The sequence below is a fragment of the Sulfitobacter sp. TCYB15 genome (genome assembly GCF_040435955.1).
Lineage (GTDB): Bacteria > Pseudomonadota > Alphaproteobacteria > Rhodobacterales > Rhodobacteraceae > Sulfitobacter > Sulfitobacter pontiacus.
The window spans coordinates 1,814,067-1,838,817 of the sequence record NZ_CP159193.1 but is presented as its reverse complement, the minus strand read 5'-3'; the positions used below and the strand labels follow the sequence as shown (position 1 = coordinate 1,838,817).

Annotated in this window: 22 protein-coding genes and 2 tRNA genes; 7 read left to right on the top strand and 17 right to left on the bottom strand. The window is 60.6% G+C overall.

Going from position 1 to position 24,751, the window contains the following annotated elements:
• Positions 1 to 115 precede the first annotated feature (115 nt).
• The gene (locus tag ABM428_RS08785; RefSeq protein WP_132996668.1) at positions 116 to 1,330 is read right to left on the bottom strand and encodes an N-acetylmuramoyl-L-alanine amidase; all 1,215 of its coding nucleotides are present in this window, start codon (positions 1,328 to 1,330) and stop codon (positions 116 to 118) included.
• A gap of 68 nt (positions 1,331 to 1,398) precedes the next feature.
• A complete protein-coding gene (locus ABM428_RS08780; RefSeq protein WP_132996669.1) occupies positions 1,399 to 2,541 on the bottom strand; it encodes a pyridoxal phosphate-dependent aminotransferase in 1,143 nt (380 codons plus the stop codon).
• A gap of 139 nt (positions 2,542 to 2,680) precedes the next feature.
• Here ABM428_RS08780 and ABM428_RS08775 point away from each other — a divergent pair, with 139 nt between their 5' ends.
• Both ABM428_RS08775 and ABM428_RS08770 read left to right on the top strand, forming a co-directional pair.
• Positions 2,681 to 3,424 carry a DsbA family protein gene (locus tag ABM428_RS08775; protein WP_037945007.1) on the top strand — a complete coding sequence of 248 codons (744 nt, stop codon included), beginning with the start codon at positions 2,681 to 2,683 and terminating at the stop codon, positions 3,422 to 3,424.
• A 1-nt stretch (position 3,425) separates the two neighbouring features.
• Positions 3,426 to 3,908: a disulfide bond formation protein DsbA gene (locus tag ABM428_RS08770; protein ID WP_132996670.1), complete on the top strand. Its 483-nt coding sequence runs from the start codon at positions 3,426 to 3,428 to the stop codon at positions 3,906 to 3,908.
• 3 nt (positions 3,909 to 3,911) lie between these two features.
• Here ABM428_RS08770 and ABM428_RS08765 read toward each other — a convergent pair whose 3' ends face one another.
• The 5 genes from ABM428_RS08765 to hemA form a co-directional block, all read right to left on the bottom strand.
• Positions 3,912 to 4,451 carry a GIY-YIG nuclease family protein gene (locus tag ABM428_RS08765; RefSeq protein WP_037944166.1) on the bottom strand — a complete coding sequence of 180 codons (540 nt, stop codon included), beginning with the start codon at positions 4,449 to 4,451 and terminating at the stop codon, positions 3,912 to 3,914.
• Positions 4,448 to 5,602, bottom strand: a complete 1,155-nt coding sequence (locus ABM428_RS08760) for a DNA cytosine methyltransferase (RefSeq protein WP_132996671.1) — start codon at positions 5,600 to 5,602, stop codon at positions 4,448 to 4,450. The genes ABM428_RS08765 and ABM428_RS08760 overlap by 4 nt, the downstream gene beginning before the upstream one ends.
• A 60-nt stretch (positions 5,603 to 5,662) precedes the next feature.
• A complete protein-coding gene (ispG, locus tag ABM428_RS08755) occupies positions 5,663 to 6,796 on the bottom strand; it encodes a flavodoxin-dependent (E)-4-hydroxy-3-methylbut-2-enyl-diphosphate synthase (protein ID WP_074635003.1) in 1,134 nt (377 codons plus the stop codon).
• A 98-nt stretch (positions 6,797 to 6,894) separates the two neighbouring features.
• The gene (locus ABM428_RS08750; protein ID WP_132996672.1) at positions 6,895 to 8,139 is read right to left on the bottom strand and encodes a helix-turn-helix domain-containing protein; all 1,245 of its coding nucleotides are present in this window, start codon (positions 8,137 to 8,139) and stop codon (positions 6,895 to 6,897) included.
• Between the two features lie 117 nt (positions 8,140 to 8,256).
• Positions 8,257 to 9,480: a 5-aminolevulinate synthase gene (gene hemA / locus ABM428_RS08745; protein WP_132996673.1), complete on the bottom strand. Its 1,224-nt coding sequence runs from the start codon at positions 9,478 to 9,480 to the stop codon at positions 8,257 to 8,259.
• Positions 9,481 to 9,817: 337 nt separating this feature from the next.
• Between hemA and ABM428_RS08740 the strand changes: the two genes are divergently transcribed.
• Complete coding sequence (locus ABM428_RS08740; RefSeq protein WP_037944162.1) at positions 9,818 to 11,194, top strand: M20/M25/M40 family metallo-hydrolase; 1,377 nt, start codon at positions 9,818 to 9,820, stop codon at positions 11,192 to 11,194.
• 74 nt (positions 11,195 to 11,268) lie between these two features.
• On the opposite strand, the gene ABM428_RS08735 is transcribed toward ABM428_RS08740, so the two are convergent.
• The 10 genes from ABM428_RS08735 to ABM428_RS08690 all read right to left on the bottom strand — a co-directional run bounded on the left by ABM428_RS08735 (position 11,269) and on the right by ABM428_RS08690 (position 19,973).
• Positions 11,269 to 11,345: transfer RNA gene (locus tag ABM428_RS08735), tRNA-Asp, on the bottom strand.
• Positions 11,346 to 11,561: 216 nt separating this feature from the next.
• Positions 11,562 to 11,638, bottom strand: a tRNA-Asp gene (locus tag ABM428_RS08730).
• A 186-nt stretch (positions 11,639 to 11,824) separates the two neighbouring features.
• A complete protein-coding gene (locus tag ABM428_RS08725) occupies positions 11,825 to 12,184 on the bottom strand; it encodes a Na+/H+ antiporter subunit G (protein ID WP_005853264.1) in 360 nt (119 codons plus the stop codon).
• A complete protein-coding gene (locus tag ABM428_RS08720; protein ID WP_005853262.1) occupies positions 12,177 to 12,446 on the bottom strand; it encodes a K+/H+ antiporter subunit F in 270 nt (89 codons plus the stop codon). The genes ABM428_RS08725 and ABM428_RS08720 overlap by 8 nt, the downstream gene beginning before the upstream one ends.
• The gene (locus ABM428_RS08715) at positions 12,443 to 12,934 is read right to left on the bottom strand and encodes a Na+/H+ antiporter subunit E (RefSeq protein WP_037966473.1); all 492 of its coding nucleotides are present in this window, start codon (positions 12,932 to 12,934) and stop codon (positions 12,443 to 12,445) included. Before ABM428_RS08715 ends, ABM428_RS08720 begins: the two co-directional genes overlap by 4 nt.
• A 1-nt stretch (position 12,935) precedes the next feature.
• On the bottom strand, positions 12,936 to 14,582 hold the full coding sequence (locus ABM428_RS08710; protein WP_353627854.1) for a monovalent cation/H+ antiporter subunit D: 1,647 nt from the start codon (positions 14,580 to 14,582) through the stop codon (positions 12,936 to 12,938).
• Positions 14,579 to 14,956 (bottom strand): Na+/H+ antiporter subunit C, encoded by a 378-nt coding sequence (locus ABM428_RS08705; protein ID WP_005853256.1) that lies wholly within the window; start codon positions 14,954 to 14,956, stop codon positions 14,579 to 14,581. The genes ABM428_RS08710 and ABM428_RS08705 overlap by 4 nt, the downstream gene beginning before the upstream one ends.
• A 1-nt stretch (position 14,957) precedes the next feature.
• A complete protein-coding gene (locus tag ABM428_RS08700; protein WP_132996676.1) occupies positions 14,958 to 17,819 on the bottom strand; it encodes a monovalent cation/H+ antiporter subunit A in 2,862 nt (953 codons plus the stop codon).
• Between the two features lie 250 nt (positions 17,820 to 18,069).
• Positions 18,070 to 18,858 carry an RlmE family RNA methyltransferase gene (locus ABM428_RS08695; RefSeq protein ID WP_005853253.1) on the bottom strand — a complete coding sequence of 263 codons (789 nt, stop codon included), beginning with the start codon at positions 18,856 to 18,858 and terminating at the stop codon, positions 18,070 to 18,072.
• On the bottom strand, positions 18,858 to 19,973 hold the full coding sequence (locus ABM428_RS08690; RefSeq protein WP_005853251.1) for a Ppx/GppA phosphatase family protein: 1,116 nt from the start codon (positions 19,971 to 19,973) through the stop codon (positions 18,858 to 18,860). The genes ABM428_RS08695 and ABM428_RS08690 overlap by 1 nt, the downstream gene beginning before the upstream one ends.
• 261 nt (positions 19,974 to 20,234) lie before the next feature.
• On the opposite strand from ABM428_RS08690, the gene ABM428_RS08685 reads away from it, so the two are divergent.
• From ABM428_RS08685 to ABM428_RS08670, 4 genes are all read left to right on the top strand, one after another.
• Positions 20,235 to 20,531, top strand: coding sequence for a virulence factor (locus ABM428_RS08685; RefSeq protein WP_005853250.1), 297 nt, complete (start codon positions 20,235 to 20,237; stop codon positions 20,529 to 20,531).
• A gap of 48 nt (positions 20,532 to 20,579) precedes the next feature.
• Complete coding sequence (locus ABM428_RS08680; protein ID WP_132996677.1) at positions 20,580 to 21,509, top strand: methylenetetrahydrofolate reductase; 930 nt, start codon at positions 20,580 to 20,582, stop codon at positions 21,507 to 21,509.
• Between the two features lie 16 nt (positions 21,510 to 21,525).
• On the top strand, positions 21,526 to 22,602 hold the full coding sequence (locus tag ABM428_RS08675; RefSeq protein WP_005853246.1) for a methyltetrahydrofolate--corrinoid methyltransferase: 1,077 nt from the start codon (positions 21,526 to 21,528) through the stop codon (positions 22,600 to 22,602).
• 301 nt (positions 22,603 to 22,903) lie between these two features.
• The gene (locus ABM428_RS08670) at positions 22,904 to 24,730 is read left to right on the top strand and encodes a histidine kinase N-terminal 7TM domain-containing protein (RefSeq protein ID WP_132996678.1); all 1,827 of its coding nucleotides are present in this window, start codon (positions 22,904 to 22,906) and stop codon (positions 24,728 to 24,730) included.
• The last annotated feature ends 21 nt before the right edge of the window (positions 24,731 to 24,751 follow it).

Genomic DNA, 24,751 nt, shown 5'->3' with positions numbered 1-24,751 from the left:
TTGCAAGGAGGGTTGGTGACCCGTCTATACGCAACCCTGCGGGAATCGTCAAAACACGATGCAGTGGCCCTGTGCGGTAACCCGCGCAACACCTAGAGGGGCGTTCGGGTGCGGTTTACTGGCGAATCAAGGGCTTGAGCGCGGCATCCGCGTCGCGCCATTTGGCGATGGAATCTGCAATCGCCGACACCATGACCGCCCGCCAGATCGGGTCTCGAAGATTGGCAAGATCACGCTTCGAGCTGAGGAACCCGATTTCGATCAGGACCGAGGGGATGTCAGCCGATTTCAACACCGAAAAGCCCGCGTTGCGCAGCGGGTGGCGGTTCATCGGCCCGCCGGCGGCTTTCATCCCTTCAACCAGCACTTTAGCGGCGGCGACCGAACGCGGCTCTGTCTCTTGGCGGGCAAGATCAAGCAGCACGCTGGCAACCTCGTCATCCGATCCGGTCAGATCGGCCCCCGCGATAATATCGGCGCGGTTGTGGCGTGCGGCCAGATGGTCGGTGGCAGTATCGCTGGCGTCGTCCGACAGCGTATAGACCGTCGCCCCCTTTGCGCCGCCGTGCTGCAAACTGTCCGCATGGAGCGAGATGAACAGATCGCCTTCGGCCTGATGCGCAATGGCGACGCGGGTTTCAAGCGCAACAAAATGATCCGTGTCGCGCGTCATCACCACATCGATCCCGTCGCGGACCAATGTGTCGCGCAGGGCTTGGGCAAAGGACAGCATGAGGTCTTTCTCCAGGATACCATCTGTCTCTGCCCCCGGATCAACGCCCCCGTGACCGGGGTCCAGCACCACACGAAACGGCACCTCTTTCATGTCTGCAACCGCTTTGGGTGGTGCGGCCAGCGCCATGGTCCACGCCGGATCAACGGGCGCACCGGCGGCGGCGGCAAATTCCTCGGGGGTGACGGATGTCAACGCGATCTCAAGCGTGGCGTGACCGGAGCCCTTGTTGACCGGCATCCCGATCTCCCGCGGGATCATCGGTTCGGCCAGATCCGCGACAAGCCGCGACCAACCGGGCTGGAACGGGCCGAAGCGCAGACCGGTAATCCGTCCGGGTTCAGGCAGCAGGTCTTTGGTGTTCACACCGCTCCAGTCGGCCTCGCGGAAATCCACCACCAGCCGCGCAGGATCATCCAGCAAGAACACCCGAAACGGCACCCCTTGGCTCAGCCCAAGCGTCAGCGTCGTGCCCCCGAACCAACCATCCGAGATGGCGCTTTTGGTAGGGTCCACGCGCGCCAGCGCGGTCAGATCCTGCGCGGACGCTGGCAAGGACAGCGCGCAAACCGTTGCGATAATGGGAAGAATACGCATGCCTGTCACCGTTCTGCTCGGGGTGGTTGCGGCAGGTATAGCACCCTGCCGCGACCCGAGCCAGCCTTTCAGCGGGCCGCCATATAGGTCTTGAGCCGTCCCAGCCCCTCGGCAATATCCTGGGTGCTGCGCGCATAGGAAAACCGCAACCAGTGATGCCCGCGCACCGGATCGAAATCGAGCCCCGGGGTCACGGCCACACCCGCCTTGTCCAGAATATCGCGCGCCAATGCGCGGCTGTCATCCGTCAGCTCGGACACATCGGCGTAGACATAGAAGGCCCCGTCGGGGGGCGCGAAACGGGTGAAGCCCGCCTCGCGCAGGCCGGTGATCATCATCGCGCGGTTGGCGCGGTAGACATCCATATTCGCCTCAAGCTCATCGGTGCAATCCATCGCGGCAAGGGCGGCGACCTGACTGGCGTGGGGGGCGCAGATGAACATGTTTTGCGCGATCCTTTCGACCACCCGCACGTGATCCTCTGGCACAACCATCCAGCCGACACGCCAACCGGTCATAGAGAAATACTTGGAGAACGAATTGATGACATAGACATCATCGGTGATCTCAAGCGCGGTCACGGCCTTTTTCTCGTATTCGATGCCGTGGTAAATCTCGTCCGAGATGAAGGATGCCCCCTGCGCGTTCGTCGCGTCGATCAGGGCGGACATGGCAGCGTGATCCAGCATCGTGCCCGTCGGGTTGCCCGGAGACGCGACCAGCAGCCCCTGCAGGTCCATGCCCGCGAAATCCGCAGGCACCGGCTGCAAGCGGTTGTCGAGCGAGGTGGGCAGATCGACGGGGGCAAGGTCCAGCGCCTTGAGGATCTGGCGGTAGCTGGGATACCCCGGTGCCCCGATGCCCACACGGTCCCCGGTATCAAAAAGCGACGTAAACGTCAGGATGAACCCGCCCGAAGACCCAGAGGTGATCACCACGCGGTTCGGGTCCAGATCGACATTGTACCACTCCCCGTACATCCGCGCGATCCGCTGGCGCAGCGCAGGCAGCCCCAATGCGACGGTATAGCCAAGCGCGCCCTGCTCCATCGCGGCGGTCAATGCGGTGCTGGCCCCTTTGGGCGCGCCCGTGCCGGGTTGGCCGACCTCCATATGGATGATGTGGCGGCCCTCCGCCTCGGCGGCGGCGGCGGCCTGCATCACATCCATCACGATAAAGGGATCGACCTGAGATCGGGTTGAAATGCGCATGGGCTTGATCCTACTGTTGAGCCCGAACCTTTCACCGCACCCCGCCGGTGCCGTCAACCCTTGTGCGCGCTGGCAAAATCGCGCACCACCCTTGCAACCGGTGCCTGCACCCCTGCGCAACAACAAGCGAGTGACCCTGATGAAAAAGCTGATCGCCCCCGCCCTAGTGGCCCTTTCCCTGACAGCCCCCGCCCATGCGATGGACCTGACCGAACTGACCGATGCCGAACGCGCGCAATTCCGCGCCGAGGTCCGCGCCTATCTGATGGAAAACCCCGAAGTGATCATGGAAGCGGTGAACCAGCTGCAGGCCCGTCAGGCCGAAGCACAGGCGCAGGCGGATTTCACGCTGGTGTCCGACAATGCGGCCGCGATCTTTGACGACGGCTATTCCTATGTCGGTGGCAACCCCGAAGGCGACATGACCATCGTTGAGTTCATGGACTACCGCTGCGGCTACTGCAAAAAAGCGTTCTCCGAGGTTGAAAAGCTGGTCAATGGCGACGGCAACATCCGCTTTATCGTGAAAGAACTGCCGATTCTGGGCGAACAATCCATGGTCGCCTCGCGCTTTGCCATCGCAACCAAGATCGTTGCGGGGGACGAGGCCTATAAATCCGTACATGACGCCTTGATGAGCTTTAACGGCGACATCACCCCGACGTCGCTGGGACGCTTGGCCAACAGCTTTGATCTGGATGCCGAGGCCATTCAGGAAAAGATGGACAGTGCCGAAGTCACCGCCGAGATCGAAAAGACCCGCGCACTGGCACAGACGCTGCAGATTTCCGGCACACCGACCTTTGTGATGCAGGACGAACTGCTGCGCGGCTATCTGCCTTACGACCAGATGAAAGCCATTCTGGAAGAAAAACGCGGCTAAGATGCGACTGGCATTGGCTTGTTGCGTGGCGGCCTTTCCGGTGGCCGCGCAGACCGACTTTGGCGCGCTGACCCATGCAGAACGGCGCGCCTTGGGGGAAGAAGTGCGGGCGTTGCTCCTGGCAGAGCCCGAGCTTGCAGCACCCGCTGTGGCCCCCCGCAACTATGCTGCCGAAGCCTATCAAGAGAAGGCGCAGGCGGATCTCGCGCTTATCTCATCCCTGACAGATCAAGTATTGGCCGGAGCGCCGATTGCGCTGTTTACCGGCGACGACTGCGCAGACTGCGGTCGCGCGCTGTCGGAATTAGAAGCGATAACAGATACATATAGAACCACCTTCACGCACCACATGATGTCTGATCCTGCCAGCGCCGCCCTTGCGGCAGAGCTTGGCATGACCGATCCTCCCTTCTACGTCATGGCAGACCGCATCTTGCGTGGCCATATGCCCGACATCGTGCTGCGGCGGTATCTGGCCCCGTAGCGCCTAGAGAAACCGCTGATGATAGCGCACCATTCGTTTGAAATGCGCATCAAGCGACCGTTTGAGATGCGGTGCCTCTTTCACGTTGAGGATATAATCGACCAGCAAGTCATACTGCTTGATCTGGCGCGGCAGCCGGTTTGACGGGGTCAGGCGCGACTGTCGTTCCTCTTCGTCGATGACCTGCACCACCTGCTTTTCCGGCCAGTCGAACAGCGGCGCATCGGCCACCATCGCCTTGCCGTTCATCAACGGCAATTCAGCGTCGTAATGAGCAAAGATCGCGCGTTCCAGCGGTTCTACCTCTGCCTTCGTGGTCACCGGCCAGGCCCAGACAAAGGCGATCTCCCACACGTCGATCTGACGGTTGGCAATCACATCGGACCGCGCCGATGTCAGATGCCGGCGCACCCGCGTGCGGATACCATCAACCGACTGGCCCACATAAATCGGGTTGCCGTCCAGATCGCACAGAGCATAGACGCCGATCTGGTTGGTCAGCGCCGCCAGTGCCTTGCCCCGAAACGCCTGCGCCGCGTTCACGCGACGGCCCCCAGTGACTGACGTTCCAGCAGGGGCGCGAACAACACCTCGTCGAGATAGCGTACCACGGGCACGGCGACCCCATCCCCCGCCACGCGGTAGGCGTTGTTGTAGGTGTCGGGCATCTTGTAGCTGTCCGGCAACCCCATCAGCCGCGCCACCTCGCGCGAGGAGACAAGCCGGGCTTTGGTCTGGTTGCCCTTGATAAACATCAGAATTTGCCGCGAGGACCCGCCCGCAGGGGTCCGCAAGCAGCCCGCAATCCCGTCGGTGCGCAGCTCTGCCCGTTGGCGGACATTCCCATCCGCATCGGGGCGCCCGCGTTTATAGATCGTGCCCACCACCGTACGCCCCGCCTTGCGCGCCACGCGCAGCCGTTCAAGGCTGGGGGGCGACATCAGCGTGAGCAGACGGTCAGTATCCGCGGCACTGAACCACGGCATGGTGGCACGCCGTTCAAGCACGCGCTCAAGCGCCTGTTCGTCGGCAGGGGCGTCCCCCAGCTTCCACCAGACCCAGTTCGACCGCACAGGACGCGACGCAGAGGCCAGGAACTTCTGCAGCTTCTTGCCGTGAAAGACGTGGGACGGTTTTGGCACCGTCAGCCCCGAGATGTCGATATCCTCGCGCACGCACACAACGAACAGCCGCGGCCGGCTTTGCGGCAGGAAACGCCGCGCGTCGATCTCGAGCGCGCCGACCTTATAGCCAAGCCGCACAAAGGTCGCGAGTACGGTGTTCATATCCGCCCCACCGTTGCGCGACACCAACCCGACGACGTTTTCAAAAGCGATGATACGCGGCGCAAATCCTGCTTTTATGGCCGTGGCGATCTTGTCGGCCCAATGGGCAAAGACACCGCTGCGCGCGCCGCCCAATCCCCGCCCCTTGCCCGCAAGGCTGAAATCCTGACAAGGGCTCGACGCCCAATACATATCGATCTGACGCGTCAGAAAGTCATCGGGCATGGCCGCGATATCGCCCTGATGCAATGCCGCCTGCCCCCAATTCTGGGCATAGACCTTGCATTTCATCGCGTCGATATCATTGGCCAGCACGCAATCCCAGCGGTCCTGCAATGCCGCGCGCACCATGCCACCGCCGCAGAAAAACTCGGCGTATGTCGGGGTCTTGGCGGCGTGATCAGGCATATCTATTGATATGGAATACGCAAATATCTGTCGATGGCAAATGCGCCGCTTCGGGCAAAGTCACTCGGCTGCTTGCTCTGCCGCTTGGGTCTCTGCTTCGATGGCGGCGGCGCGGGCTTCGACCTGTTCGACGATGTGATCGATCATCGCGTCATTGCCCAGCTTGTGGCTTTGTTTGCCGGCAAGATAGACCATGCCCGACCCGTTGCCCCCGCCGGTAAAGCCCACATCCGTCATCAGCGCCTCACCGGGGCCATTGACGACGCAACCGATGATGCTCAGGCTCATCGGGGTCTTGATATGCTCCAGCCGTTGTTCCAGCGCCTCGACGGTCTTGATCACGTCAAACCCCTGCCGCGCGCAGCTAGGGCAGCTGATGATGTTCACACCACGGTGACGCAGACCAAGGGATTTCAGGATCTCATAGCCAACCTTGACCTCTTCCACGGGGTCCGCAGACAGGGACACACGGATCGTGTCACCGATGCCCATCCACAATAGATTGCCCAGGCCAATGGCCGATTTGATCGTGCCAGAGGTCAGCCCCCCCGCCTCGGTGATGCCAAGGTGGATCGGAGCATCCGTCGCCTCGGCCAACTGCTGGTAGGCAGCGGCGGCCATAAAGACGTCAGAGGCTTTGCAGCTGATCTTGAATTCGTGGAAATCATTGTCTTGCAGGATCTTGATGTGATCCATCCCGCTTTCGACCATCGCATCGGGGCATGGCTCGCCGTATTTCTCAAGCAGGTGACGTTCCAGCGATCCAGCATTCACGCCGATGCGGATTGAACAATTATTGTCCCGCGCGGCTTTGATCACCTCTTTGACGCGCTTTTCGTCGCCGATATTGCCTGGGTTGATCCTCAGACAGGCGGCCCCCGCCTCGGCGGCTTCGATCCCGCGTTTGTAGTGGAAATGGATATCCGCCACGATCGGCACCGATACCTCGCGCACGATCTCTTTCAGCGCCTTGGAGCTTTCGACATCCGGCACCGACACACGCACGATATCGGCCCCCACATCGGCAGCAGCCTGAATCTGCGCGATGGTCGCTTTGACATCCGTCGTCAGCGTGTTCGTCATCGTCTGCACTGTGATCGGCGCATCGCCCCCGACCGGCACATTCCCCACCATGATCTGACGGGACTTCCGGCGGTAAATGTTGCGCCACGGGCGAATGTGATTGAGGGACATGCAAAGCTACCTTTGGCAATGAAACAGTCGAAGGGTCTGTCAGGTTCGGTTCGCCCTACACCTATTCAGCCCGTCGCGTTGTTGCAATGGTATCCGGCTTATTCCGTCGGCGAAGTCGCCGCATTCTTCAGCTCGGCCACCATTGTCGCGAGCGCGGAATTCTCTTCCAGTACGGCTGGCTCGTAAAGCTCCGCCAGCGCCTGACGGTGCAGCGGCAAGTTCGACGTCACAGCACCACGATCGCCAACAGGCCCGAAGTACTGCCCGTCCATCGCGAAATACAGCGCGCCGGATTCGCCGGTGCGCAGCGTCGGGGGCTCTTCGGTCGCGGGGATATCCCAGCTGTCGCCCTTGTTCATGATGCCTTCAAAGATAACCTTGCCATCTGCGGCGCGTACACGCACCCAAGATGGATAGGCTGCAACCATACGCAGCTGCGGCGCGGGCCCTTCGACCACCTGCGGCACGGCACCCGGCAACACATCGGGCGTATCCCGTTGGACCACGGTGTTTTCAGCGGTGCGCAGCGCATCTCCGACGGAAGGCGAAGGCGAGCTGGAGGCAAAGCTGCCGATACTGCGCGGATCAATCGAGGAAATCGGCGCATCCCGCGCGACCAGAACAGGCACATCCAGTGCGGCAGGACGATAAAGCCGGTCCAGCGCGTCCGAACGTGGCACAGCCATCGCGGTCGGCGCATCGGGGTCTTCTGTCGTTTCGGGAGCGGAGGCAAGCGCGCCTTGCAGCGGATCAAGATCAGACAGCACAACAGGGGTTTCATCCACCGGAGAGACCTGTACGCGCTGCACTTCTTTCAGAACGCTCCACCCGCCATAGCCAATCCCGCCGATCAAAGCGACGAGCACCAGCAGCGAGCCCAAAGCACCGGGCTCTATGCGCGCCAGAAGGGAATCACCGACGGGTGTGAAGGGCGTCGCAGGGCGGGCAAAAATATCGCTCTCGCCATTGCGGGTCATACGCTCTTCGCGGGTGGGCTTTTTGACGACCGACGCTTTGGAGGACATGCCATGCGCCACGGCAAAACCGGATTCAGCACAGAAGGCCGCGAACGCCTTGTCCGGGTCCATGTTCAGATAGCGCGCATAAGACCGCACATAACCGGCAATAAATCCAGGTGTATCAAAGGCTTCCGGGTCGGCGTTTTCGATCGCGGCAATGTAGGAGGCTTTGATCCGAAGCTCGCGTTGGACATCCAGAAGCGATTTACCAAGCGTCGCGCGTTCACCGCGCATCAGGTCACCAAGGCGCAAGTCGAACGCGTCGAAACCTTTGGCTTCAACTTGCTCGTTATCTGCCGACTTGGAAGACCACCGCCCAATCATAAAAATGTCCCGTAGCTATGCCCGCTGCCCTTAATCGAAACAACATGTTGATTCGAGATTAAGCTTTTCTTTCGATATCGGTAGCATAAATCAACGGACTATACGAAATATTCGGGGTCACCCCGCCATTTCGGCACGATTCAGCGCACAATGGGACCACAAAGCGTCCATCGCGTGGACCAGCCCTTCGATTTCCAGCGGGCCATGTACGGGCGACGGGGTAAAGCGCAAACGCTCTGTCCCGCGGGGCACGGTGGGGAAGTTGATCGGCTGCACATAGATACCGTGATCCTCTAGCAGGCGATCCGACAAAATCTTGGTGTGTACGGGGTTTCCGACAATCACAGGGACGATATGGCTGCCGTGATCAATGATCGGCAGACCCAAGCCCTTGAGCCGCAGTTTCAGCACTTTGGCCTGCTGCTGGTGCTTCTCGCGCAGTTCGGGCGCGGTCTTGAGGTAGGCGACCGAGGCCGCAGCACCGGCGGCAACCGCTGGCGGCAGGGACGTGGTAAAGATGAACCCCGGCGCGTAAGACCGGATGGCGTCGCACATCTTGGCCGAGGCCGCGATATAGCCACCCATCACGCCGTAGGCCTTGGCAAGCGTTCCGTTGATGATATCCAGCCGGTGCATCAGGCGATCACGCTCGGCGACCCCTGCCCCACGCGGGCCGTACATCCCCACGGCGTGGACCTCGTCGATATAGGTCAGCGCGCCGAATTCATCGGCAATGTCGCAAATCGCCTCGATCGGGCCGAAATCGCCATCCATCGAGTAAATCGATTCAAAGGCGATCAGCTTGGGTGCGGCGGGATCATCGGCGGCCATAAGCGCGCGCAGGTGGTCCACGTCGTTGTGCCGGAAGATACGCTTGGCCCCGCCATTGCGGCGGACCCCTTCGATCATCGACGCGTGGTTCAGCTCGTCGGAATAGATGATCAGACCGGGAAACAACTTGGGCAGCGTGCTGAGCGTCGCGTCATTGGCGATATAGGCACTGGTGAACAGCAAGGCGGCTTCCTTGCCGTGCAGATCCGACAGCTCTTCCTCGAGACGTTTGTGGTAAATCGTAGTACCCGAGATATTGCGCGTCCCGCCCGACCCTGCACCCGTCGCCTCAAGTGCTTCGTGCATCGCGGCCAGAACGACAGGGTTTTGCCCCATCCCTAGGTAATCATTCCCGCACCAGACGGTGATATTCTTCTCTTGCCCGTCGGGTTGGGTCCAGACAGCGTGGGGGAATTGACCATTGCGGCGTTCAATGTCGATAAAGGTGCGGTAGCGACCTTCCTCGTGCAGCCGGTCAATCGCCTGATCAAGCTGTTTGGTATAGTCCATTGCGCCTTGCTCCTTCGTCGGTGGCGGGACCAGCAAAGGCAACCGGATCATTCGCCATATTCGTGCTTTAGAATGAATATAGTTTAGAGCCATTCAATTCAATGCCTTAATAGGAACCGATTGTCGCAGGTGCCGCCCCGGGGCGCGTCGCATCGCGGTCGGATGTCGCGCATCGGAAACCTGCAGGCTGTCCCGCTTGCGTCAAAGCCCTGATTCTCAAGCGATTCTCACGCGGTATGGCGCGCAAGCTGCGGGCACCTCGGCCGCACCACTGGACACGGCCAAGCGCGCTGATACGGTCGCGGCAATCTTCACCCTGACAGAAAGGTTTACCCCCATGTCCCTACCCGACGTATTGGCACGGATCGATCATGATCTGGATGCGGCCACCGACCGGCTGCTCGATCTGCTGCGCATCCCCTCTATCTCGACTGACCCCGCGTTCAAGGAAGACTGCGACCGCGCCGCCGATTGGCTGGTCGAAGATCTGAACAGCATCGGCATCAAGACCACCAAACGCCCCACCCCCGGTCACCCGATGGTGGTGGGCCATGTGGACGGCCCCGCCGACAAGCCGCATATCCTGTTCTACGGTCACTATGACGTCCAGCCTGTCGATCCGCTGAACCTGTGGCACCGCGATCCCTTTGATCCTGCCGTCGAGGACACTGCAAAAGGCCGCGTGATCCGCGGACGCGGTGCCGCAGATGACAAGGGCCAGCTGATGACCTTTGTCGAGGCGCTGCGCGCGTGGAAAGCGGTCAATGGCGATTTCCCCTGCCGCATGACCTTCTTCTTCGAGGGCGAGGAAGAATCAGGCTCCCCGTCGCTGGTACCCTTTATGGAAGAGAATGCAGACGAGCTGCGCGCCGACTATGCGATGATCTGCGACACGGGCATGTTCCAATCCAAGGTGCCGTCAATCGTGACGATGCTGCGCGGCTTGATGGGCGAAGAGGTCACCATCACCGGCCCTGATCTTGATCTGCACTCTGGCATGTACGGCGGCGTGTCGATGAACCCCGCGCGCGTCCTGTCCAAGGTCATCGCCTCCCTCCACGATGACACGGGCCGCATCACGGTGCCCGGTTTCTACGACGGGGTGCCAGAACTGCCCGACGATATTCAGGCGCAGTGGCAAGGGCTTGCCTTTGATCACGACAGTTTCCTTGGCGATGTGGGCCTGTCGAAACCCGCCGGCGAACAGGACCGCATGCCGATCGAGATGATCTGGTCGCGCCCCACGTGCGAGGTCAACGGCATGTGGAGCGGATACACAGGTGCCGGCTTCAAGACCGTGCTGCCCTCGCAGGCCCACGCCAAGATCAGCTTCCGTCTGGTGGGCACCCAGGACCCGCACGTCATCCGCGAAAGCTTTCGCAAGATGGTGACAGACATGATGCCCGAGGACTGCGAAGCGACTTTCCACGCCCACGGGTCGAGCCAAGGATCGGTCTTCGAGACCACCGCCCCCGCATTTGAAGATGCCCGCAAAGCGCTGACCGATGAATGGAACGTCCCCGCTGCCTATGTCGGATGTGGCGGATCGATTCCCATTGCGGGGCATTTCCAGAAAATTCTGGATACCACGCCGGTGCTGATCGGATTCGGCAAAGACGACGACGCCATCCACTCCCCGAACGAGAAATACGACCTCGAAAGCTTCCACAAGGGAATCCGAAGCTGGGCACGTATTTTGGATGCGATGACGTAAGCAAACGGGCGGGCCTAACGGCCCGCTTTTCCCTTTTTAGGACGAGGTAAATCATAAATCTAAAAAGGGAGAAGTGGCGCGGTTGACGGGGCTCGAACCCGCGACCCCCGGCGTGACAGGCCGGTACTCTAACCAGCTGAGCTACAACCGCGCAGTAAGGGCGGAATAAGATAACCAGCGCAGAGCGTCAAGCGATTAACCGCAGAAAACTACAAAGAATTTTGGAAATTTTCATCGCCGCATTTTGCGCATGAATCAGCACCCGAAATCCCCTGCCCTAGGCGGAAATCAGGGGTCTGAACGCACAAGCAAACCACGCCCCGAAGGGCGTGTGCTTGTTATCAAAATATCTGATAAAATGCAGCGGTGGCGCGGTTGACGGGGCTCGAACCCGCGACCCCCGGCGTGACAGGCCGGTACTCTAACCAACTGAGCTACAACCGCCCACTGCGTACTTCGTCGTTGCCGTCGAAGCGTTTGGTGGTGATAGGGTTTGCTCGCGATGGCGTCAAGCGGGGTTTTGCATGGATCGGCAGGAAAATTGAAATTTTCTTTGATCCGCCGTCAGACGCCCTACCCGACCTTCCTTGCGCCCAAGAAAAAACCCGCGCTTTGGGGCGCGGGCTTGGCTTATTTGTCGGAGTATGTGCCCCAGACGTGATCACTGGGCGCTGGCGGCATATCCTTGGTCTGATGCAGCCTGTGCAAATTCACCTTGGCGATAAAATTGCCGGTGATGGGGGCTGTGACGAACAAGAACGCCATTACCAGAATCTCGTGCAGCGACCCTGTGCCGGAGACGAAAGAATAGATCATCGCCGCCATCAGCAGCGATCCCACGCCCAGTGTCGAGGCTTTGGTCGGTGCGTGCAGACGGGACATGCAGTTGTCCAGCTTGATCAGACCGATGGAACCGACAAGGGTAAAGAACCCGCCCACGATCAGCAGGGCCGAGATGATGATTTCGGGGATTAGGGGTAGATCACTCAATGATATCACCTCGCAGCACAAAGCGCGCGATGGCCACGGTCGACACAAAGCCAAGCATGGCAAAGATCATCGCACTTTCAAAATAGATGTCGGTGCCCAAACGCATCCCCAGCAGGATGATCAGGGCAATCGCATTCACCACCATCGTATCCAGCGACAGGATACGGTCGCCGGTATTGGGGCCTTTCAACAACCGCAGCATCGCCAGAAGCTGCGAGACCGCGACAGCGACAAAGGCGATATTCAGAGCAATCAGAATCATTCGAAAATCTCCTTCAGGCGACGCTCGTAGCGCTGTTTGATATCGTCACGCACCGCGTCAGGGTTTTCTGCATCCAGCGCATGGACCAGCAAAGCTTTCCCGTCTTCGGACACATCCGCCGACACCGTACCGGGCGTCAGGGTGATTGTCCCCGCCAGCATGGTGATCGCCTCGGGGGTGCGCAGTTCTAGCGGGATCACGACCCAGGCGGGGCGCATGTTCTTGTTGGACTTGAACAGGACGATCATCGCAACCACGACGTTGGCGACCAGAATATCCCACATGACCATGATCAGATAGCCCAGAAGCTTGACCGGTTTCGCGACCGGCGGGCGGTCAGGCCAATAGGCCGCGGTGGCAATCGGGATCAGCAGCCCCAGAATGACACCAAAGACCACGGTGCCAAGCTTGATTTCATTGACCAGCAGACACCAGGCAATCGCGAGGATCGCCGTCAGCATCGGGTGCGGAAGCAGTCGGGACAACATATCAGTGATCCTTTTCTGGTGCGGCGGCATCCTCTGCGCCGTGGTCCTCTGTCGCATCGGCTGATCCCTCGGCATCGCCGTGGTCATCCTCTGCGTGATGGTCCGTGATCTCTTTACCCGGCGTGGTCAGGACCACCGCAAGATAGCGTTCGGGGTTAAACAGCTGGGCAGCGGTCGCATTCAGCACGCGGGTCATGGGCCCCGCCGCAACGGTCAGCGCGACAAGCAGGGCCAGCAGCCCGCCAATGGCCACCATCGGCAAAACGCCCTGCCCCTCGGCAACGACCGGTGCCTCATCACCCTCGGCTGCCTCTGGGGCGGACTGGTGCGCTTTCCAGAAAATCTGGCTCCCCGCGCGGGAAAAACCGACAACCGCGATCAGCGACCCGACAAGGATCACACCCCAGACCCACCACATCAGATCAGCGCTGCGTGCCGCGTCAAGGATCAGCAGTTTGCCCAGAAAGCCCGAGAGCGGCGGCAAACCGGTCATGGCAATCGCCGCGACAAAGAACATACCCGCGACAAGCGCCCCACCTGCCAGCGGCGGCGCATCGACAAAGGACACCTCGGCCGCGCCGCGACGGCTGCGGATCACGTCGATCAGCAAGAACAGCGCTGCGGCGGCAAAAGTGGAATGGATCGCATAATAAAGGGCGGCGGAAATACCGGCAGGGGTAAAGACCGACACGGCAGCGAGCAGCATGCCCATCGACCCAATCACCGAGAACGCGACCATGCGGTCGGCTCTTTTGGCCCCCAACACGCCCGCCATACCAAGGGCGACGGTCAGCAGCGCGGCGGGCATCAGCCAGACATCAAACAGCCCCTGCGTGATCTCAAGATCGGGGGGGAAAACCAGCGTGTAGAAACGGATGATACAATAGGCCCCGACCTTGGTCATGATCGCGAACAGCGCCGCCACCGGGGCCGGTGCCTCGCTATAGCTGGCGGGCAGCCAGAAATGTAGCGGCAAGATCGCGGCCTTGACCGCAAAGACCAGCAGCAACAGCACCGCCGCGACGCGAATACCCGCACCATCGCCCGCATCCAGCGTCGCCACACGCATCGCCAGATCGGCCATGTTCAGCGTGCCTGTCTCGGCATAGATCGTGCCAAGGGCAAAGAGGAACAGGGTCGAGCCCAGCAGGTTATACAGCACATATTGCGTCCCCGCGCGCAGACGCCGTTGCCCGCCCGCGTGGATCATCAACCCGTAAGAGGCGATCAGCAACACTTCGAAGAAAACAAACAGGTTGAAGGCGTCGCCGGTCAGGAAGGCCCCGAGAATGCCCATAAGCTGGAATTGGAACAGCGGATGAAAATGCCGCCCACGGTTATCCCAGCCCGACCCGATCGCATAAAGCAGCACCGGCACGGCCAGCACACAGGTCAGCAAGACCATCAGCGTCGACAGACGATCCGCGACCAGCACGATACCGAAAGGTGCCGCCCAGTTGCCAAGCTGGTACAGGCTGACCGTCCCGCCAGAGGCTTGCCAGAACAGCCCAAGCGCCAGTGCCAGCAGCCCCAGCGTGCCCGTAACGGACAGCACCCGTTGGATCAGCAGGTGATAGCGCGCGGCCAGCACCATGAACGCCGCCAGCATGGCTGGCAGAACGATCGGAAGAATAAGCCAATGGGTCATGCCGGGCCTCCTCCGCGTGGGGAGGGTTCTGCGGTATCGGCTCCGGCCAGCGTGTCGGGTTCGTTGACCAGATCATCGCCCGCGCTGAGGTAGGACCCGACCGCGATCATCACGACCACGGCTGTCATCCCAAAGGAGATCACGATCGCCGTCAGCACCAGCGCTTGGGGCAGCGGATCGGTATAGACCTCGACCCCGTCGCGCAGGATCGGCGGGGCGTTCAACGCCAGCCGTCCCGAGGCGAACAGGAACACATTGACCGCATAGCTGATCAGCGAGGTGCCGATGATCACGGGAAAGGTACGCAGGCGCAGGATCAGATAGATCCCGGCAGCGGTGAGAACGCCAATGGCGGACGCGACTAAAAGCTCCATATCAGGTCTCCGTCTCGGTTTTCGGTTCATCCCGTGACGGGTCGATATCCATAGCGTGTTCGCTTTCCTCGATGCCGGCGCGACGGCCCAACCGCGAGAAACTTTCAAGCGACAGCATCACCGCGCCGACAACAGCGAGGAAGACCCCAAGGTCAAAGCCCATAGCGGTGGCGAGCTCGAATTTCTCCATCGGGGGGATGCGGAAGTAGCCAAAGGCAGAGGACAGGAACGGCGCACCGGCAAACCACGCACCGATACCGGTCAGACCCGCGCAAAGCACCCCTGCCCCGATGATCCCGTGGTAATGATAGCGTTGGCGCTTGTCCGCCCAGGCAAAGCCGCTGGCCATATATTGCATCACGACCGCGATCGCGACCACCAGACCGGCGACAAAACCACCGCCCGGTTCGTTGTGACCGCGCAGGAAGATATAGACACCGACCAGCAGAACGACAGGCATCAACACGCGTGTCAGCACCACCATCATCAGCGGATGCGCATCGCCCGCGCGCTCTTCCTCATAGCCACGGTTCAACAGACGCGCGCGCACAGGGCCGGACATCAGCGCCTCTGTCAGCGCATAGATGACCAGCGCGGCGATTCCCAGAACGATGATCTCGCCAAAGGTGTCGAAGCCACGGAAATCCACAAGGATCACGTTGACCACATTGGTGCCGCCGCCGCCTTTGTAGGAATTGGCAAGGTGGTAGTCCGCGATAGAGGCAATCGGGAAATCCGACATCAGGATCGAATAGATCAAGCCGGCTGCCGCCAGCCCTGCCACACCCGATACCACGATATCGCGGCTGCGGTGCAGAATGGTGCTTTCCTTAGGCGTGCTGTTGGGCATGAAGTTGAGCGCCAGCAGCAACAGGACAATCGTCACCACCTCGACCGAGATCTGCGTGAGCGCCAGATCCGGGGCCGAGAAATAGTTGAACCCGACCGATACCATCAAGCCGATAATCCCCATCAGGATCAGAACCGCCAGACGGTTGCGGTGCACCGTCACAAGGAAACCCGTCGCGATCATCAGCATCAGCCAACCGGCAAAGCCGACGGGCGTGATGGGTAGCATCTCGCGCGCGGGGGCGCCATCTGTGCCGGTAAACCACGCATGCGCCCCGATGGCGACGACGGCGGTCACGAAGACGGCGGCGTAGCGGGTAAAGGACCCGTTGTGCAGACGCTCCGATACCAGACCGGCAAGACCCACGGCCGCGGCGATGATACGGTCAAAGATGTCCTTGGCCTCGGGGCGCGGGGTGGCGGCCCAAAGACGCGCCAGCGGGCCGAAGGCGGCGAGCAGCAGCAAACCACCCACCACAGCAATCGCCGACATGCCGAGCGCGGGCACGAAGCCGTGCCACAGCTTGATATGCGCGCTTGGCATCTCGGCGGCAGAGCCGATGACCGCTTGGGTCACGGTGCGCACAAAGGGTTCCGCCAGGAACGGTGCCACACCGATGACGATCACGGGGATGATCAGCAAAGCCGGGGAAATCCACAGGCCAAACTCGGGGTCGTGGGGTTTGGCGGGGTAATCGTTCCGCTCTTTGCCCAGGAAGGTATGCGCAATAAACCGGAAGCTATACGCGGCCGAGAAAAGCGCGCCGAGCGTTGCCACTGCCGCCACCAGATAGGGCGAGCCGAACAGCGTGGTGTGCAGCGCCTCTTCCAGCATCATCTCTTTGGACAGGAACCCGTTCAGCAACGGAATACCCGCCATCGACAATGCGGCCAACGTGGCAATCGCGAAGGTGATCGGCATCAGACGGCGCAAGCCGCCCAGTCGGGTCATATCGCGGGTATGGACCGCGTGATCGACAATACCCGCGCTCATGAACAAGGCGGCCTTAAAGCTCGCGTGGTTCAGAATGTGGAACACCGCCGCCATCGCCCCAAAGGAGGTGCCCGTGCCCAGCAGGAAGGTGATCAGCCCCAGATGCGACACGGTGGAAAATGCCAGCAGCGCCTTGAGGTCGTTTTTGAAAATCGCGATCAGCGCGCCAAGCACCATCGTGATCAACCCGGCAGAGCAGACCAGCACGATCCAGATTTCAGTGCCCGACAGCACCGGCCACATGCGCGCCATCAGGAACAGCCCCGCCTTCACCATCGTGGCAGAGTGCAGATACGCCGACACAGGCGTCGGGGCCGCCATCGCGTGCGGCAGCCAGAAGTGGAAAGGGAACTGCGCGGATTTGGTGAAACAGCCCAGCAGGATCAGGATCAGCGCAGGCAGATACAGCGGCGACGCTTGAATAAGCTCGCGGTTCTCGAGGATCACGGTCAGGTCATAGCTGCCCACGATCTGCCCCAGCAGCAGCATGCCACCGATCATTGCCAGACCGCCCATCCCCGTCACGGTCAACGCCATACGCGCGCCTTGACGCCCTTCGGGCAGATGCTTCCAGAACCCGATCAGCAGGAAGGACGACAGCGACGTCAGCTCCCAGAAAATGAGCAACATCAAGATGTTATCCGACAGAACAATCCCGACCATCGCACCTTGGAACAGCAGCAGATAGGTGAAGAACGCGCCCATATTGTCGTCACGCGACAGATAGAACCGCGCATAAAGGATGATCAGCATCCCGATCCCAAGGATCAGACCCGCGAACATCAACCCCAGCGGGTCGAGGAACAGGTTCACGTTCAACCCCAGCTGCGGCAGCCACGAGAGGCTGGCGGTCACGACCTCGCCTGCAAGAACGGCCGGTGCATGTGTCGCAAGACCGATCGCGGCGCAGGCCGTCACCAGAAAGGTCACCAAAAAGCAGCTTTGACGGCCTGCCTGATACATCAGGCCGGGCAGCAAGGCGCCAAGAAACGGGAGGGCTATAATCAGGAACAAAGACATGGCCGCAACTATGTCATGAGCCACGCCAAAACGACCAGCCCTCTTTTCGCAAATTGCGATGGAAAAATACGGATTTATGAGGGCTTCTTGTCGCAGCAATTGAACTTTGCCGCGGCGCGATGATCCAATTTAGGTCCATTTCACGAATATGTAAGAGAGCAAACGCATCCGCCGCACAAAAAAAATGCGGCAGTCGTCTAACTGCCGCATCACATTTGATAATTCCGTACGTCTTAGGGCGGTGCGGGGCCTACAGATTCTCCTGGTCTTCGGGTAGCGCCCCTTTGAAACCGGTGGCGACCACGAATTTCTCGGAACTGTCGGACCGGCTGGCGGGAGGTTTGATATTGGCGACCTTGGTAAACCGACGTTTGAGGAGCTGTTGCAAGTCGCCCTCCGCCCCGCCGGCCAGCACTTTCGCGACAAACGTGCCGCCATCCTCAAGCACGTCAAAAGCAAAATAGGCCGCGGCTTCGCACAGCGCGATGATCCGGTTGTGGTCGGTCTGCTTGTGGCCCGAGCTGGACGCCGCCATGTCGGACATCACGACATCGGCCTTGCCCCCCAGCCAGCCTTTGACGATCTCGTCCGCGTCGTCTTCCATGAAATCAAGCTGGTGCAATTCGCAGCCTGCAATCGGCTCCATCTCTTGCAGGTCGATCCCCAGAATGGTGCCGACGTTCTTGCCCTTTTTCTCGCCAAGAACGTTACAGCGTTTGACCGCGACCTGACACCAGCCGCCGGGGGCAGCGCCAAGGTCGACAACCCGCGCACCGGGCACCAGAAAGCGGTATTTGTCGTCGAGCTCCATGATCTTGTAAGCCGCGCGCCCGCGATACCCTTCGGCATTGGCGCGTTTGACATAAGGATCGTTCAACTGGCGCTGCAACCAACGGGTCGAGCTGAGCTTGCGCCCGCGGGCCGACTTGACCTTGACCTTGAGGTCACGCTGGCCGCGCCCTGATGTATTCTTGCCAGTGGGGGTCTTCCCGCCCGACGCACCGCCCGTGGGCGTCTTGCCTGTCGGAGTTTTCGCCATCAGCCTAATCCTTCTTCCAAAACGCCATCCGCGCTCATCTGGGCATAGAGCAGCCCCTCGCGCAGACCACGGTCTGCAACACTTAATCTATCCGTCGGCCAGCACCGCATCAACGCCTGCAAAATCGCGGCCCCTGACATGATCAACGCCTGACGGTCCAGCCCGATACGCGGATCGGCACGCCGCCCGCCCGGCCCCATCGCAAGATAGGAATGGATCACCTTGTCGATCTGCGCCGAGGTCATGCGAAGCCCGTCCACCTTTGTCCGGTCGTAGCGCTTTAGCCCCAAATGGCTGGCAGCAACAGTGGTGACCGTGCCCGAGGTGCCTACAATCTGGAAATGGTCCTGCGACTGGATCGACTGATAGGGGGTGAAGTCGGTCAGGTTCTCCTCGAAGAACCAGCTCATCAAGGCAAAGCGTGCGGCGTCGTCTTCCACGTCAGAGAATTGATCGCGCAGGGTCGCCACGCCCAGGGGTACGCTGATCCAGTCGACCACACGCGCGGCGGGCACGTCTGTTTTCGCCTGATGGAAGCCCCCATGCAGCCGCATGATGGATTGCGCACGATCCGCCTTTGGCACCTTCGAGATGTCGATCCAGACCAATTCGGTCGAGCCGCCGCCAATGTCCACCACCAGCAGGTTGTGTGTCTTGCGGTTTACCAGCGGCGCGCAGGAAATCACGGCAAGCTGCGCTTCTTCCTCGGGCTTGATGATATCAAGCTTTAGCCCCGTCTCGCGCTGGATACGCTGCATGAATTCCGCACCGTTGGCGGCACGGCGGCACGCCTCGGTCGCGACAAGCCGCATGCGCCGCACCTTGTTACGGCGCAGCTTTTGCTGGCAGATGCGCAATGCCTGAATGGTACGCGTCATCGATCCGCGCGACAATCGCCCGGTTTTCTCAAGCCCCGCCCCAAGCTGGACGGACTTCGAGAAGCTATCGACGACATGGAAACCGCTGCCTTTTGGCTGTGCGATCAGCATGCGACAACTATTTGTGCCCAGATCAAGGGCCGCATAAAGTTCGGTCGATCTGGGCGGAACTGGCGCGGGGCTCAGAGCCGGCGGTACATCGAGCGCGCCCGCACCTTTGGGACGCTGTGGCGCCATGATTGCGCCTTTCATATTGAGTTGCCCCCAAGGTAATGTTTCTGCGGGCAAGGGGCAAGCGGGAAACCAGAGATCCGGCAGCGTAAGCTTATAGTCGCCCTCACAACCATCTTGAGAATTATGACGCCCCGCCCCCCTCGCCTGTCGCGGTTGCCCGCTGTAGTGTGACCACGTCGCAGACGCCGTTCTGAATGTCGAAAAACGGCGACGGGGACAGATCAACAGCCGCTAAGAAAAACAAGCACAGCAGAGGAATCAATCATGCCCGAAGTTACCATCGTCTATTGGCGTGATATTCCTGCGCAGGTCATCGTCGGCAAAGGCCGTCGCGGGTCCAAGCGTCCGCTGCCTGAACGCTTCGAACAGGCCATCGACCGTGCCGCGATGAAAATCGGCGCGGATGACAGCGATGCCTATCTGGCCGAATGGCGCAAGGCCGATCCCTATACGGTCGACGGCGAACCCGACGCCGTGGCCGATGCAGAGGTCGCGCGCATCGACGCAGAGTTCGACCGTGACCGCATCAAGACGCTGATTGCCAATGACGGCTGGGCCTGACCGCCTGTTGCCGGTGCAAAAGTTGATCCCTTCATGAAAGAAATGCTCATGTCCCTTTTGAACTTCCGGCGCAAAGAAGCCCCAGTGTCCGATCTGCCTACCCCCGAGGTCGCGGATTTTTTGCGCGACTACTCGATCGAGGTGATGCCCCGCACGGCGGAAAAGGTCGAAGACTTCCGCGATCTGCTGCCCGAGGGGACACGGGTCTATATCGCGCATATCGATGGCACCCCGATCGAAGACATGGTTGCCACCGCCGCGCGGCTCAATGCGGACGGCTACAAGGTCATGCCGCACTTTCCCGCCCGCATCATCAAGGATCGTGCCACGCTGGAAAACTGGATCGCCATGTATCAGGGCGAGGCTGACGTACGCCAAGCCTTGCTGCTGGCCGGTGGCGTTGCGACGCCCCACGGCGATTTCAGCGACTCCATGCAGTTGATGGACACCGGATTGTTCGACAAACACGGGTTTGAACGGCTGCACATCGCGGGCCACCCCGAAGGCAACCGCGACATCGACACCGATGGATCACGTCTACGGGTGGATGATGCGCTGCGCTGGAAGCAGGGTTTCTCCGAACGGACGGACGCGAAGATGGCCATCGCCACACAATTCGCTTTCGAGGCGCAGCCGATCATCGAATGGGCCGATAGCCTGAAACACGCGGGCATCGATCTGCCGATCCACATCGGCATTGCAGGCCCCGCCAAGCTGCAAACCCTGATCAAATTCGCCATCGCCTGCGGGGTCGGCCCTTCGCTGAAGGTGCTGCAAAAGCGCGCGATGGATGTCACCAAACTGCTGTTGCCCTACGAGCCGACAGATGTGATCACCGAACTGGCCGCCCACAAAGCCGCCAACCCAGATTTCAACATTACCCATGTGCATTTCTTCCCGCTGGGTGGGATCAAGACGAATGCCAATTGGGCCATTGAAAATGGCGGACCCGCTGCTCAGCCAGCCAACTCCGTCTAAGGAAAGACTGAACACCATGACCAGAACTGTCGTCGAATCCAAAACAAAAACAGCGATCATCGGCTTTGACGAGCCCTTCTGCGTGATCGGGGAGCGGATCAACCCCACCGGCCGCAAGATCCTCGCCGAAGAGCTGGAGCGTGGCGATTTCAGCCGCGTCGAGGCGGACGCCATTGCACAAGCCGCGGCGGGCGCGAATATTCTGGACGTGAACTCGGGTGCCGTTTTCTCGAACAAGATGGCCGAAGACCCCCGCTATGCGGATAATAACTTTGTCGAACCGATGCTGATGCCCGAACTGATCCGCGTCGTGCAAAACGTCGTCGACATCCCGCTGTGCATCGACAGCTCGGTCCCCGGTGCGCTGGAAGCCGGTCTTGAGGCCTGCGAAGGACGCCCGCTGCTGAACTCGGTCACCGGCGAGGAAGAGCGGCTGGAGCTCGTGCTGCCGCTGGTCAAGAAATACAACGTGCCGGTGGTTGCGATCTCGAACGACGACACGGGCATTTCCGAAGATCCCGACGTGCGTTTCGACGTTGCCAAGAAGATCGTAGAACGCGCAGCCGACTTCGGTATTCCCGCCCATGATATCGTGGTCGACCCGCTGGTCATGCCCATCGGCGCGATGGCGACGGCGGGGCATCAGGTCTTTACCCTTGTGCGCCGTCTGCGCGAGGAACTGGGCGTGAACACGACCTGCGGTGCCTCCAACATCAGTTTTGGCCTGCCCAACCGTCACGGGATCAACAATGCTTTCCTGCCGATGGCAATGGGCGCTGGCATGACCTCCGCGATCATGAACCCGATCACCCTGCCCGTGAACCAGACCAAGATCGCCGAGAAGAAGGCCGAACTGGTGACGGCGGGCATCATCCTGCCGGACGAGATCGACGACGAAACCTTTGTGACGCTCTTCGGGATGGGATCGACCAAGCCCACCCCCGGCAAAGAGATGGAGGCGATCCGCGCCGCCAACTTCCTGTTCGACCGCGACCCTCACGGCACCGAATGGATCAAGTTCAACAAGGTCGCGCCCAAGGCCGGTCAAGAGGGGCGTGGGCGCGCTGGCCGCAAGGGTGGCCGCCGCCGCTAATGGGGATTCTCCCTACCCCCAAGTTCAAAATCCCCGCAAACCACGGTTTTGCGGGGATTTCTTTTGCGTTCAGGCCAGTGTTTAACCCGTCCAGCGCTTGACCCCACATCCCACACACGCATGATCACGGCACAAAGCTATACTATGCCTTGTATTGTCTTTGACACAGAACGAGGGCCCCGAACGCACGGGCCCGCTGTCTAACTTCTGTCAAAGTTTCAACACATCCGTATGCCTAGATTGCTTTGCAAAGACGCAGTCCGTGGGTGAATTGATGACAACGTGCTTTGAAGGTGTAGCTATGCAGCCCGTGTTCTGGGCTGCCGCAAGCGTGAGCGCTGTCGCCGCGGTCGTTATGGTCTGCATGCTGAAATACCAGCACTTCCACGGCAAGCGGTTCTACGCCCTGACCTTCATCGCAATGATCTGGACCCTGATCACCGTCGGGGCCGAAGCCTCCACCCCGTCCTTTGCCTGCCAGTTCGACATGGCCGTCGTCGCATGGCTGGGAAATGCGCTGGTACCTGTGGCGTGGTGCTTCTTTGTCTTCGCCTATGTGCATCAGGCCGAATGGCTGTCGAAAAAGCGTGTGATGGCCGCGCTGGTGCTGGTGCCCGTGGGCTGCTTTGTTTTTGCTGCAACCAATAGCATGCACCAGCTGGTCTATACCGCCGAGACGGCCATCCTGCCCGGTGACCGGCAGATCACCTATATCCACGGGCCGGGGTTCTTTGCGATCACGGCCGTGCTGTATACTTTCGTCGCCGCGACCTTCTATGCGCTGATCAAGGCCTTTGCCCGCGCCCGCCGCTCTGCCTGGCCGCTGCTGACGATGCTGGCGGTCGTCACGATCACCCCGCTATCTGCCAATGCGGCTTACGTTATTTTCGGCTTCACCGTCTTCGGGCTGGACCCGACGGCGTTTATGTTCACCGTCGGTATCCTGGCCTTTACCTTCATGCTGCTGACAAACAAGACGATGGACATGGCGTCGATCGGGCAGTCGATCCTGTTCAATACGACCAGCGAACCGGTGATCCTGATCGACAACAACCGCCGTGTCACGTTGATGAACTCTGCCGCGAAACGCAGCGGCTTGTGCAACCTGTCCAAAGCCGAAGCCGACGCCCTTTTGGCCAAGATCGACACCCGCAGCCCCCGCACGACGGACGCATCCCTGACCATCGAACAGCGCATCTATGACCCGCGTATTCAGGAAATCGAAAGCCCGCTGGACCCGAACGGTGCCATTCTGGGGTGGAGCATTACTCTGGTCGATATCACCGACCGTATCGTCATCACCCGCGCCCTCGAAGACGCGCTGCTGCGCGCCGACGAGGCCAACCGCGCCAAGGATGAATTTATCTCTGTCGTCAGTCACGAGCTGCGCACGCCGCTTACCTCGCTCAAGGGCGGGCTGGCGCTGGCGCTTAGCGGGCGTTTGGGCGAGATCGACGCGCGCATCCGCTCCCCCCTCGAAATCGCGCAGCGCAACGGGATGCGCCTGTCCCGTCTGGTCGATAACATCCTGCTGGCGCAAAAGATCGACGTGGACGCGCTGTCGCTTGACGCGCTGCCGGTCGATTTGGGGGCGCTACTGAAAGAAAGCCTGGAAGAGAACAAGATGTTCGCCGCCGAGCAGAAGATCGACCTCGTGCTGCCGAAGGGGGATCAGACTGCAACGATCACCGGTGACGCCTTTGCCCTCCGCCAGATCATCGACAACCTCGTGTCCAACGCCATCAAATTCTCCGAACAGGGCAGCACCGTTGAAGGCAGCCTATCCATCCGCAACGGCCATGTGCGCCTGTCAATCAAGGACAGCGGCCGTGGCATTCCCGACGGGATGGAGGGGCAGGTCTTTGGCCGCTTTGAACAGGTCAAGAACGGCGGGCAATATGCGACACAGGGGTCCGGTCTGGGGCTCCATATCTCGCAACAGCTGGCCCGGCAGATGTCTGGCAAATTGTTCTACGACAGCGTTGTCGGCGAAGGCACGACCTTCCACATGGAATTTGCCACCGTCGCCGCACAGCAGCCCGCCGTGATCCTGTCAGCCGCTGACAACACGGACGACACCCCTACCCCTGCAACGACAGGCGACACGCCAGAAGCCGTGCAGGCCTGAGGGCGAAGCCCCACACAAACA

What these genes read in the sequence shown, in the direction of transcription:
- ABM428_RS08680 (WP_132996677.1), top strand. Translation starts at nt 20,580, where the DNA reads ATGTCCCTTTTGAACTTCCGGCGCAAAGAAGCCCCAGTGTCCGATCTG.
- ABM428_RS08700 (WP_132996676.1), bottom strand. Translation starts at nt 17,819, where the DNA reads ATGTCTTTGTTCCTGATTATAGCCCTCCCGTTTCTTGGCGCCTTGCTG.
- ABM428_RS08780 (WP_132996669.1), bottom strand. Translation starts at nt 2,541, where the DNA reads ATGCGCATTTCAACCCGATCTCAGGTCGATCCCTTTATCGTGATGGAT.
- ABM428_RS08685 (WP_005853250.1), top strand. Translation starts at nt 20,235, where the DNA reads ATGCCCGAAGTTACCATCGTCTATTGGCGTGATATTCCTGCGCAGGTC.
- ABM428_RS08775 (WP_037945007.1), top strand. Translation starts at nt 2,681, where the DNA reads ATGAAAAAGCTGATCGCCCCCGCCCTAGTGGCCCTTTCCCTGACAGCC.
- ABM428_RS08785 (WP_132996668.1), bottom strand. Translation starts at nt 1,330, where the DNA reads ATGCGTATTCTTCCCATTATCGCAACGGTTTGCGCGCTGTCCTTGCCA.
- hemA (WP_132996673.1), bottom strand. Translation starts at nt 9,480, where the DNA reads ATGGACTATACCAAACAGCTTGATCAGGCGATTGACCGGCTGCACGAG.
- ispG (WP_074635003.1), bottom strand. Translation starts at nt 6,796, where the DNA reads ATGTCCCTCAATCACATTCGCCCGTGGCGCAACATTTACCGCCGGAAG.
- ABM428_RS08760 (WP_132996671.1), bottom strand. Translation starts at nt 5,602, where the DNA reads ATGCCTGATCACGCCGCCAAGACCCCGACATACGCCGAGTTTTTCTGC.
- ABM428_RS08770 (WP_132996670.1), top strand. Translation starts at nt 3,426, where the DNA reads ATGCGACTGGCATTGGCTTGTTGCGTGGCGGCCTTTCCGGTGGCCGCG.
- ABM428_RS08690 (WP_005853251.1), bottom strand. Translation starts at nt 19,973, where the DNA reads ATGGCGCCACAGCGTCCCAAAGGTGCGGGCGCGCTCGATGTACCGCCG.
- ABM428_RS08695 (WP_005853253.1), bottom strand. Translation starts at nt 18,858, where the DNA reads ATGGCGAAAACTCCGACAGGCAAGACGCCCACGGGCGGTGCGTCGGGC.
- ABM428_RS08710 (WP_353627854.1), bottom strand. Translation starts at nt 14,582, where the DNA reads ATGACCCATTGGCTTATTCTTCCGATCGTTCTGCCAGCCATGCTGGCG.
- ABM428_RS08720 (WP_005853262.1), bottom strand. Translation starts at nt 12,446, where the DNA reads ATGATTCTGATTGCTCTGAATATCGCCTTTGTCGCTGTCGCGGTCTCG.
- ABM428_RS08715 (WP_037966473.1), bottom strand. Translation starts at nt 12,934, where the DNA reads ATGTTGTCCCGACTGCTTCCGCACCCGATGCTGACGGCGATCCTCGCG.
- ABM428_RS08740 (WP_037944162.1), top strand. Translation starts at nt 9,818, where the DNA reads ATGTCCCTACCCGACGTATTGGCACGGATCGATCATGATCTGGATGCG.
- ABM428_RS08705 (WP_005853256.1), bottom strand. Translation starts at nt 14,956, where the DNA reads ATGGAGCTTTTAGTCGCGTCCGCCATTGGCGTTCTCACCGCTGCCGGG.
- ABM428_RS08675 (WP_005853246.1), top strand. Translation starts at nt 21,526, where the DNA reads ATGACCAGAACTGTCGTCGAATCCAAAACAAAAACAGCGATCATCGGC.
- ABM428_RS08750 (WP_132996672.1), bottom strand. Translation starts at nt 8,139, where the DNA reads ATGATTGGGCGGTGGTCTTCCAAGTCGGCAGATAACGAGCAAGTTGAA.
- ABM428_RS08670 (WP_132996678.1), top strand. Translation starts at nt 22,904, where the DNA reads ATGCAGCCCGTGTTCTGGGCTGCCGCAAGCGTGAGCGCTGTCGCCGCG.